This is a genomic window from Anabaena sp. FACHB-1391 (genome assembly GCF_014696755.1).
Classification (GTDB): Bacteria; Cyanobacteriota; Cyanobacteriia; order Cyanobacteriales; family Nostocaceae; genus Dolichospermum; species Dolichospermum planctonicum.
Genome location: NZ_JACJQS010000033.1, coordinates 43,393 through 53,183, shown reverse-complemented (window position 1 = coordinate 53,183; position 9,791 = coordinate 43,393). Strand labels below are relative to the sequence as shown.

The window sequence follows — 9,791 nt, the reverse complement described above, 5'->3', positions numbered from 1 at the left end:
GATTTCCGTGTTATTAGTAGATGGGAAGCAACAAGTCAAATTTGCTCTAAATGTGGATACAAATGGGGCAAACTTGATTTAAAAATTCGGTCGGTTAAGTGTTTAAATTGCGGAACTGAACACGACCGAGATGAAAATGCTGCTAAAAATATAAATAAAGCCGGGATAGGTCATTGCCACGGCTCTAAACGGACGCAGAGACAGAATAAGACTACTTCGGTTAGCGTCAGTCAGTGAAGCGTCAAGTGTTTCCCCGCTTCTTTAGGACGGTGAGTATGTCAAAATTTGCTCTCTATTTGCAGAGAAACTTTTTTTTCCGAATTGGCGACAAGTTTAATCTATCTTTGCTAAATCCTTACCATTTTACGACCCTTATTTAAAGATTGTTATAAGTTAGTAGTAAAATGTATTTATATATACTTTTTTTTTCGAGCAGTTAAAAAACAATCTACATATAGATTCTGAATGCAGATTAATCATCTGTAGCCATAGAAGTTACCAAGGTTGAACCTATAAATAAACCTAGTTTCAGCCACATTTCTCCGTAGTTTTCAGTCATGTTTTTTGCCAGTGTAGTTGACAAAAAAACAGAGTTATTGAATAACTAATCTTGTGAATTAAGTGGTCATGTAAATCACGGAGATAGAGAAGACAAAAAAACATCTTATACCAACCATTATCTAAGATAATGACTAGTAACTACCTGGTTTATTGCTTATGAAAACTCGATACGTCATTCGTCACTTGGTCGAAAAAGCCCTACATATCAGAAAATTAACACCAGAAATAGAAAATGAGATTAACTCAGAACTGACAAAACTGGGTCATATATCTGATGTTGACTATGAAGCCTTAGAATTACTGATGGCAGAAATGGACGCTGGTAGGGTACAGTTAGTTCCTAGCTGGGGATAGCCTGATAACTCCAGTTGTGAGTGAAAGCATGGGAAAACAAAGGAGAATTTTCCTGGACCATAGGCCAAGCCGCTTTATTTGTGTTATAATGCTAAAGTGAAAAATCTGTAAGCAACGCCACAAGTATTTTCAGATAAAAATACGGCGTACCCCAATCTTCAGATTGGATAGTCTATACAGAGGTAAATAACTGTTAAGCAGCTGCTCAACAGTAACTATATTCTAGTAAATCAAGGATAAAAGAGCAAAAAATCGTGTCAGTCGAAACCATTGAGAAGCGTTCTACATCCCGCCAGCTCGCGCCTCGATATCGCGTTTTGCTTCATAATGATGATTACAATTCCATGGAGTACGTAGTTCAAGTGCTAATGACTACCGTTACTAGCATTACTCAACCCCAGGCTGTTAGTATCATGATGGAAGCTCACCATAACGGGTTAGCTTTGGTGATTAGTTGCGCTCAAGAACACGCGGAATTTTATTGTGAAACACTCACAAGCCATGGTTTGATTAGTACAATTGAACCCGATGAATAATCATTGGTCATTGGCCATTGGTCAATAAGGATGAAAATTAATCTCACTCACCTTACCCAATACCCGGTTTATGTAAGGCTGGTTTGCTTTATACTAGCCTTACTGTTGTTGTGGCTACCCCTAGCTGTACCAATTTATTGGTTAGTTCCAGATTCTAATTTAGAAAGTATCTTGACAATTGTGATATTATATGTCGAGTTTATTTTGCTGCTGAATATCTGGGGGAAAAAAGTCTATCAAAAACCAGGAATATTCAGCCGTTATGGGTTAGAATTTACACGCTTTAATGGTATAGAACTCTTCCAAGGGTTGACCATAGGATTAATTAGTGTTTTAGTCTTATTTAGTTTAGAAGCTGTGCTAGGTTGGTTAGTATGGCAACAACCCAAAGCATTTTTAGGGAAAATAATATTAGAAGGTTTATTAGTTGGTTTTGGTGTAGGTTTTGCAGAAGAACTATTATTCCGGGGTTGGTTACTAAATGAACTACAAAGAGATTATAAATTAAATACTGCCCTTTGGATAAATGCAATTTTATTTGCTGTAACCCATTTCATTAAACCCTTAGAGGCAATTATTCACACTTTACCACAGTTTCCCGCCTTAGTGCTGTTAGGTTTAACCCAAGTATGGGGAAAACGTTGGAAACGGGGGCGTTTAGGCCTACCTATTGGTTTACATGGTGGACTAGTTTGGGGTTATTATATCATTAATGTTGGACAATTAACCCAATATTCGGGACAAGTTCCTGATTGGGTAACTGGTGTGAATAATAATCCTTTGCAGGGAGTTATGGGAGTATTATTCATGGCTGGACTAGCTTGGTGGATAGGTAGTCAACAATTAAAAAGGCCAAATTAACCTATAGCTAATTAAGGTAAATACTTTTGTACCACCGTCCAACCACTCAGCGATACCCAAATAAAGCCCGGTAATAATAATAGATTACAACCAAGATGTAAAGGTCTAGCCCAAGACTTACCCGTACTAATTTGCGTGGCGCTAAAAGCCGATACTAAAACTAGTATCACCACTATTAACCCAGCCCCTAAATGTAGAGAATGTCCTAAAGAACCAAAATGTCCCAAAGTACCCACAATACCAACTGCTAACAAGAGTAAAACTAGACTGACCATAGTGATGCCGATGATATAATGGAGCAATAGCACTTGACCACGATGCCACGGTAATATAATCCCCATGGGGACTTTGAGAGTAGTTTTAGCCAGTAACATCCAAATACCAGTTATTGCTAAAAACAAGTATGCCATCAAGGATAACCCCATTGACCAAGCGGCTATTTTCCATAACCATAGAAAAGAAGGTAAGTGCATAAAAAACAGTTCAGTTAATGAAAATTACTTAAATACATAAATACATAATATATAGGCTGGTAAGATGACCAGCCTACAAAAGTCAGATATCGAACAGGTTATACACTTCAAATTTATTTAGTTACCTAATGTCAAAACCTGCTGTCCTTGAGGAGAAGTTGCATAACCTAAAAATGCTTTAACTCCCACATTAGCAGGGTCTTTATAGATATAATAGAGCGATCGCTGGTAAGGATAACTACCAGCATTTGGAGCTAACCCATCTATAGATAGAACCCGCGCCGTTTTTTGATTAGCAGCTTGACTCCAGGTAGCGTAAGCGATACCATCAATTCCCAAGGCTTGAATTAGCGGAGTTGTAGCATCGCGCGAGAGTGTGGTAATATTAGGTGTAGTTCCAAAATTAGCTCCTTTGAGGACTAATTCCTTAAATATTTGATGTGTGCCACTAATTACCGGGCGATTAATAACACGGATAGTTACAGATGGACCCCCCACAGCCGACCAATTATTAATTTTCCCCTGAAATATATCTGCAACTTGACTACTAGTTAATCCTTGGTTAAAAGGATTTGCCTTACCGACCATCAAAGCGATCGCATCTTGTGATATAGTAACACTTTTTAATCCCTGACTTTGCTCTAGCGCTGTCAATGGTCTAGAAGCAGCAGCAATATCAACTTTACCAGCTAATATATCCTCAATTCCCTGATCCGTCCCATTCCCATTGATTTCGACTTTCGTACCAGGAAACTGCTTCTCAAAACCATTTTTGAGATTTTTATTAATTGTCACCATGCTAGTAGAACCGTCTATCTTTACAGTAGTACCGCCGGCTACAGTTGTGGGTAGTGGGAATGGTGTGGTAGTTGTTAATGGTGTAGTAGTTTCTTCAACACCAGGAGAGACTGTAGTAGGTTTACGCATAAAAAACCACCAGTAACCTGCACCCGAAATCAATAAAAATAGCAAAATAAAAACAATAGGTGGTGGTCCGCTTTTCCGACTCGTATTCATACTTTTTCCCTCCTTCTTAGTTATTCTGCTAATTGTTTGGGTTGAGAATCTTGTAACCTTTGCAAACGACGAGCAACTTCATCATCCAAGGTCATATTTTCGATTTCTGCTTGCAGTCTTTCCGCCGGATTTTCGGATAATTCTGCTAAAGCATCTATCTGCATATTCCGACGTTCAACAGCACCCTTAGCTTTTTCAAAGTCACTTTTAGCCGAACCAATGTCAAATTCATTATTGACTTTAGCAATCATAGCCAAAGCTTCATTCACCTCTGACATATCTTTCATATTCTGCATATCAGCTTTGTAGCTTTCTAGCTTCATCCGCTCACGACTAAGTTTATCCTTAGAAGCTTTGACAGCCATTTCAGCCTGTTTAACCATGTCCTCCAGTTTGGGCAAGATTTGCTCGGTTTGAATAGCCTTAGTCATAGCCATTCGCGCTGCGTCTTCATTACCACCTTTTTGAGCAGTCATGGCTTGCTGTTCAAAGGTCTTAAACTCAGTAATTTTTGCCTCATATTTGCGCTTAGCATTTTTATAAGCACCTTCTTGAGCCGCAACTGCTACAGCCAATTTTTGAACAGCCTCTTGCATGGACTCAAGAGATTCTTCAGCAACCGCTACAGCCACTTTACCACCGGACTCTACAGGCATCCCCCATAACCAGTTCCAAGTCCCAACTATGGTTCTTCCTGCTCTTTCACCCATTAACCAATAGAGAGCTTTTTTCATAACCGTAAAGTTATTCCCATCAGGATGGTGATAGTTATATTTTTACTCTAATTTAGGCATACATCGCAATTGTCTGTCAACTTTTTCAAGATTGTCTTGAATATTTTTTAGTCACAGCAGTTAACAAACGTGAACAAATTAGGTTGAAATCAGGTTAAACAATTTACAACACCTGATAAATGATGAACTGATTCCGCTAACTGCTCACGATGTTTAATGAATTTAACCTAAACAGGCAACTCACCAGCATTACGAATATTTTCCAAAATTAACCCAGAAGTAGTCCGTTTAATCAAACCAGTTAAAACGTTACCAGGACCTATTTCCACAACCTTCTCAACACCATTTTCTGGGAATTGTAAGGAAATTTCTCGCCAACGCACAGGTCCTGTCATTTGTTGACAAAGGCGCTCTTTCAAAGTTTTTGCTTCTGTGGCTGGAATTGGGTCAACATTAGATAAAACCGGCACCGTTGCTGACTGAAAAATCACTGAGTCTAAAACTTCTTGAAATTCCGTTGCTGCTGCTTTCATTAAATGGGAATGAAATGCTCCTGAAACCTTTAAAGGAATAGCCTTTCTGGTTTTGACTCGAGACGTGACAGCTTGCACAGCTTCAGGTGTGCCAGAAATTACGACTTGAGTAGGACTGTTATCATTTGCCAAAACTACATTAGGTGTTTCACTAATAACTTTTTCCAACTCTTCTCTATTAAAGTTTACCAGTGCGGCCATCATCCCGCCAGCAGCACTTTCCATCAGTTCCGCCCGCCGCTTTACTAAGTATAAACCAGCAGACCATTCAAAAACTCCTGCAACATAAAGAGCGATATATTCCCCTAAACTGTGACCTGCAACTAAGTCTGGTTGCTGTCCTTTCTCTCGCAATATATCAGCAATTATACTTTCGATGACATATAAACTCGGCTGGGTATAAAGTGTCCGTGATAAAGTGTCAATGTCGCTTTGACAGATATCTATCACAGACCAGCCCAAAATGGCCTCAGCTTGAATAAATTTTTCTTTGGCAGATGGTAGATTTAATAGGTCTACTCCCATGGACAATGCTTGAGAACCTTGTCCGGGAAACACCCATGCAGTTTTAGTCATTTGTTATTAATCAGTTGTCAGTTGTCAGTTGTCAATTATCTTCCCCATTGGAAAATGGCCGCACCCCAGGAAAGTCCAGCCCCAAAACCAGAGATGGCAATGATATCATTAGTTTTGATTTTTCCCTCTCGCACCGCTTCATCTAAAGCTAGGGGAATAGAGGCGGCAGAGGTGTTACCATAGTTAGCAACATTGCTGATTACTTTATGTTCAGGAATATTCAAGCGTTCAGCAACGGAATTAATAATTCTTTGATTTGCTTGATGTAATATTAGCCAGTCTATATTTTCCACTCTCAGGTTAGCTACAAATAGGGCTTTATCTATTACTTCGGGAACTTTTTGGACAGCAAAGCGGTAAACTTCTTTTCCATTCATGGTCATGGGCTGATATTTGCCCGTAGATACATGAATATCCCCTGTCAGTTCTACACTAGAGCCATGATAGGACAGATTCAGATATTGGTTTTGAGAACCGTCGCTTTTCAGGGAAAATCCTAATAAGCGATCGCTTTTACTCGCTTGTAATACCACTGCTCCAGCCCCATCACCAAACAATACACAACTGCGTCTATCCTGCCAATCTACCCAGCGAGAGAGGATATCTGCCCCAATCAAGAGTACATTCTGATAAACACCTGTTTTAATGTATTGTGCCGCCGTTACCAAACCGAAGACAAAACCGGAACAAGCAGCAGTTAAGTCAAAGGCCACTGCTTTGACAGCACCTAACTCACTTTGAACACGGCAAGCAGTTCCAAATAGGTCATCCGGGGTAGAAGTTGCCAGTAAAATTAAGTCTATGTCTGCTGCTGTAATTCCTGCTGCTGCAATAGCCTGTTGACTCGCAGCGGTGGCTAATAATGTGAGTGAGTCAGCGGGTAATGCTAACCGTCGCTGACTTATACCTGTTCTAGAAGTAATCCACTCATCTGATGTTTCCACCAATTGAGTTAATTGTTGGTTATGTAAAACCGTTGCTGGGACTGCTGAACCACTGCCTGTAATTGCTATGCCGCTGGCTAAAAAATTTTGCACTTCTTAATATCCTCAGTTGTCAATTGTCAGTTATTAATTGTCAATTGTCTTGTTTGTAAGCATTAATAACGAGTACCAATGACAATTCCAATTTGAGTTATCAAATTAGGGATTTTCATCCCTAATCTAAAATTGGATGACAATTGACAAATAGCTGTTAGCGATAATTTCCATAGTTGAGAAATACCAACTAACTACTTTCATTTTGCAGAATTTGATATTGGGATTGGAGTCTTGTTAACACCTGATTATCTACAGCTTCCTTAGCCATGCGAATGGCGCTAAAAATAGATGGTGCTTGGGAACTACCATGACCAATAAAACAAATACCGCTAACACCTAAAAGCAAAGCCCCTCCATGTTCAGCGTGATCCATGCGCTGTTTAACGCGCTTGAGGTTGGGTTTTAAAATTGCTGTCCCGATTTGACCATGTAGCCCTTGGGGTAATTCTTCTCGCAGAATTTGCAGAATTACACCTCCGACTGCTTCGGCAAATTTTAGTAAAATATTACCCACAAAGCCGTCACAGACAATCACATCAAATTCACCGGATAATACATCGCGTCCTTCTGCATTACCAGTAAAATTAATTTGAGTATTTTCCCTTAACAATTGGTGGGCGCGAAAAACCACTTCATTACCCTTGGTATCTTCTTCGCCAATATTCAGTAAACCTATTTTGGGGTTTTCTGTTCCCAAAACATACTGACTGTAAATTGAACCCATGACTGCAAACTGTTCCAAAAATTTAGGGCGACAGTCTACATTCGCACCGACATCCAGTATCATTACTGGTTTACCGACTTTGATGGTGGGGAATACTGTAGCAATGGCTGGACGGTCTATTCCCGGTAATCTTCCTAATCGCAGCAAAGCCGAGGCCATGGCCGCCCCAGAGTGTCCCGCAGAAAATACCGCATCTGCTCGTTTATTTTTGACTAAATCCATCGCTACATTGATAGAAGATTCTCGCTTACGCCTAACTGCGTTGAGAGGCTCTTCATCCATAGCGATCGCTTCCTTAGCAGGAACAATCTCCAAGTCCGCCATATTAGTTTTTGGCGGTATTACAGCCTCAATTCCTTGGGGATCTCCGACCAATAATATTTTCACACCCAATTCTTCTCTCGCCCGCAGTGCGCCAGCGACAATTTCAGCGGGTGCATGATCTCCCCCCATCGCGTCAATTGCGATTCTTACACCTGTCGATCCCATTGCTCAGAGCTTATAGAAACCTTACAAATTTTATCAGATTGTAATACTTAAAAATGCAAAATTCTCAAAAAAGCCATCAGAAATTATCGGGAAGTAGGTTCAGAACCCTAGAATCAAAATCTAGATAGCATCAAAGCACCAGATTTATCTCCCAGTGACCTATCAAACCTCCCCACGGTAAGCACACAACAACAACTAATGGTACAACCCGCTTAAAATTAGCCTTGGGCATCTGCTAGTTAGGGAAAATGTCTGATAGCCCAGGATGTCCATGATTAAAGGATTTACAGAATTACAACAGAAAATTACTCACCAATGAAATGACCCATTACCCATTACCAGCCCCAACTAGATAACTAGTAACTTGAGTTATTAATTAACAATCGTGTTAGCATTGATGACAGAATTAAGCTGTGGACATCCATAAGTTTGCATAAATACTTATTAGCAGGCATTAACTCTACCTATTTTTACTAAAATTACGGCACTCCAAAGAACAAAGATGATATTTACAGTTCCCAATAAGTACAACTTCTTAGGCCGGTTTTACCGATTAACCAGTATCAGCGTTCTCAGTAACATGATGATTCCTTTAGCTGGTTTGGTAGACATTGCTTTTTTAGGACATTTAACAGATATTCGACATTTAGCAGGAGTAATTTTAGCAACTATTCTCTTTGATTATCTTTATCGAGTATTAAAATTTATCCGTTCTAGCACTAATGCCATTACCGCTCAAGCAGTAGGCAAAGATGATAATAAGGAGGTAATTTTAGCTGGTTTACGTAGCGGTTTAATTGCTTTATTCCTGGGTTTAATTATTATTTTATTACAGTATCCTTTACAAAAAATTGGCTTTTTTATTTTAAGTGGGTCTTCAGATATCGAAGCTGCTGGAGTTGATTATTTTTATGCACGAATTTGGGCTGCACCGGCTGTACTACTCAATTTTGTTTTATTCGGTTGGTTTTTAGGTAGAGAAATGAATTGGGTAGTCTTATTAATGTCAATTGTGGGTAATGGTTCTAATGTATTATTAGATTACTTAATGATTTTTCAATGGGGTTGGGCAAGTACAGGAGCCGGTTTAGCAACAGCATTAAGCCAATATTTAGCCTTAATTGTCGGCTTAATATGGATGGTTTTTACTATTCCTTGGCAAACCGTACCAGCCGCTATTAAGGAATTATTTGATTGGGTAGCTTTGCAAGGAACTGTTGCTTTAAAAGGTAATATTTTGATCCGTTACATATTATTGATTTCTGTCTATTCTATCTTTACTAATTTAAGTGCCACCATGGGAACAACGATCTTAGCACAAAATGGTTTATTGTTACAAATTGCCATTTTAAGTCAGTTCACCATTAATGGTGTCGGACTAACAGTGCAAACTATGACAGCTAATTTTAAAAGTAAAGGTAATACCCAAGAAATGATACCTTTATTGATAGTTGCTGGACTGACTAGTTTAGTCATAGCATTAGGGTTTGCTGGCACATCTATCTTATTTCCTAATCAGATATTTGGATTATTAACTAATCATGCAGAAGTTAATCAAGATATTAATCAATATACGATTTGGTTACTTCCGGTTTGCGTAGTTACAGGTATAACTTTTGTTTTAGAAGGTTATTTTATCGGTTTAAGAGAAGGTGCAACTTTGCGGAATGTAGTATTATTATCTTTTGCAGTAGGTTTCATGCCACTAGTAATTGCTGCCTGGTATTTTCATAGTAATCATTTATTGTGGTCTACTTTAGTCTCTTATATGGCAGGTAATATGCTTTTACTAGCTGTATCTATCCCCCGAACCTTGAAAGATGAAAGTTTACAAAATCAGCCATTAATTTCTAGTTGATAGTCCAGAATTCTCGTTCCCAGTCTCCAGACTGG

Annotated in this window: 11 protein-coding genes; 5 read left to right on the top strand and 6 right to left on the bottom strand. The window is 39.1% G+C overall.

Features of this window, described 5'->3' with window-relative positions; translation table 11 throughout:
* Window positions 1-12: 12 nt before the first annotated feature.
* The 4 genes from H6F62_RS15435 to H6F62_RS15420 all read left to right on the top strand — a co-directional run bounded on the left by H6F62_RS15435 (window position 13) and on the right by H6F62_RS15420 (window position 2,312).
* Complete coding sequence (locus tag H6F62_RS15435; RefSeq protein WP_347238718.1) at window positions 13-237, top strand: zinc ribbon domain-containing protein; 225 nt, start codon at window positions 13-15, stop codon at window positions 235-237.
* A 480-nt stretch (window positions 238-717) separates the two neighbouring features.
* Entirely contained in the window at window positions 718-915 is a 198-nt protein-coding gene (locus H6F62_RS15430) for a hypothetical protein (RefSeq protein ID WP_137908621.1), read from the top strand.
* Window positions 916-1,169: 254 nt separating this feature from the next.
* Window positions 1,170-1,451 (top strand): ATP-dependent Clp protease adapter ClpS, encoded by a 282-nt coding sequence (clpS, locus tag H6F62_RS15425; protein ID WP_190372425.1) that lies wholly within the window; start codon window positions 1,170-1,172, stop codon window positions 1,449-1,451.
* A 30-nt stretch (window positions 1,452-1,481) separates the two neighbouring features.
* A complete protein-coding gene (locus H6F62_RS15420) occupies window positions 1,482-2,312 on the top strand; it encodes a type II CAAX endopeptidase family protein (RefSeq protein WP_190372424.1) in 831 nt (276 codons plus the stop codon).
* Between the two features lie 11 nt (window positions 2,313-2,323).
* On the opposite strand, the gene H6F62_RS15415 is transcribed toward H6F62_RS15420, so the two are convergent.
* From H6F62_RS15415 to plsX, 6 genes are all read right to left on the bottom strand, one after another.
* Window positions 2,324-2,785 (bottom strand): DUF4079 domain-containing protein, encoded by a 462-nt coding sequence (locus tag H6F62_RS15415; RefSeq protein WP_190372423.1) that lies wholly within the window; start codon window positions 2,783-2,785, stop codon window positions 2,324-2,326.
* A 117-nt stretch (window positions 2,786-2,902) separates the two neighbouring features.
* Window positions 2,903-3,802: a phosphate ABC transporter substrate-binding protein gene (locus H6F62_RS15410; protein WP_190372422.1), complete on the bottom strand. Its 900-nt coding sequence runs from the start codon at window positions 3,800-3,802 to the stop codon at window positions 2,903-2,905.
* Between the two features lie 20 nt (window positions 3,803-3,822).
* Complete coding sequence (locus H6F62_RS15405; protein ID WP_028083378.1) at window positions 3,823-4,536, bottom strand: PspA/IM30 family protein; 714 nt, start codon at window positions 4,534-4,536, stop codon at window positions 3,823-3,825.
* 227 nt (window positions 4,537-4,763) lie between these two features.
* Window positions 4,764-5,645 carry an ACP S-malonyltransferase gene (fabD, locus tag H6F62_RS15400; protein ID WP_190372421.1) on the bottom strand — a complete coding sequence of 294 codons (882 nt, stop codon included), beginning with the start codon at window positions 5,643-5,645 and terminating at the stop codon, window positions 4,764-4,766.
* A 35-nt stretch (window positions 5,646-5,680) separates the two neighbouring features.
* Window positions 5,681-6,682 (bottom strand): beta-ketoacyl-ACP synthase 3, encoded by a 1,002-nt coding sequence (locus H6F62_RS15395; protein WP_190372420.1) that lies wholly within the window; start codon window positions 6,680-6,682, stop codon window positions 5,681-5,683.
* 190 nt (window positions 6,683-6,872) lie between these two features.
* Window positions 6,873-7,898: a phosphate acyltransferase PlsX gene (plsX, locus tag H6F62_RS15390; protein ID WP_137908627.1), complete on the bottom strand. Its 1,026-nt coding sequence runs from the start codon at window positions 7,896-7,898 to the stop codon at window positions 6,873-6,875.
* Between the two features lie 502 nt (window positions 7,899-8,400).
* Here plsX and gntT point away from each other — a divergent pair.
* Entirely contained in the window at window positions 8,401-9,756 is a 1,356-nt protein-coding gene (gene gntT, locus H6F62_RS15385) for a guanitoxin biosynthesis MATE family efflux transporter GntT (RefSeq protein WP_137908628.1), read from the top strand.
* Window positions 9,757-9,791: the final 35 nt, after the last annotated feature.

Excerpts from the sequence above, each read along its gene's own strand:
- H6F62_RS15430 (WP_137908621.1), top strand. The coding sequence starts at position 718 with ATGAAAACTCGATACGTCATTCGTCACTTGGTCGAAAAAGCCCTACAT.
- H6F62_RS15420 (WP_190372424.1), top strand. The coding sequence starts at position 1,482 with ATGAAAATTAATCTCACTCACCTTACCCAATACCCGGTTTATGTAAGG.
- H6F62_RS15415 (WP_190372423.1), bottom strand. The coding sequence starts at position 2,785 with ATGCACTTACCTTCTTTTCTATGGTTATGGAAAATAGCCGCTTGGTCA.
- H6F62_RS15410 (WP_190372422.1), bottom strand. The coding sequence starts at position 3,802 with ATGAATACGAGTCGGAAAAGCGGACCACCACCTATTGTTTTTATTTTG.
- H6F62_RS15405 (WP_028083378.1), bottom strand. The coding sequence starts at position 4,536 with ATGAAAAAAGCTCTCTATTGGTTAATGGGTGAAAGAGCAGGAAGAACC.
- fabD (WP_190372421.1), bottom strand. The coding sequence starts at position 5,645 with ATGACTAAAACTGCATGGGTGTTTCCCGGACAAGGTTCTCAAGCATTG.
- plsX (WP_137908627.1), bottom strand. The coding sequence starts at position 7,898 with ATGGGATCGACAGGTGTAAGAATCGCAATTGACGCGATGGGGGGAGAT.
- gntT (WP_137908628.1), top strand. The coding sequence starts at position 8,401 with ATGATATTTACAGTTCCCAATAAGTACAACTTCTTAGGCCGGTTTTAC.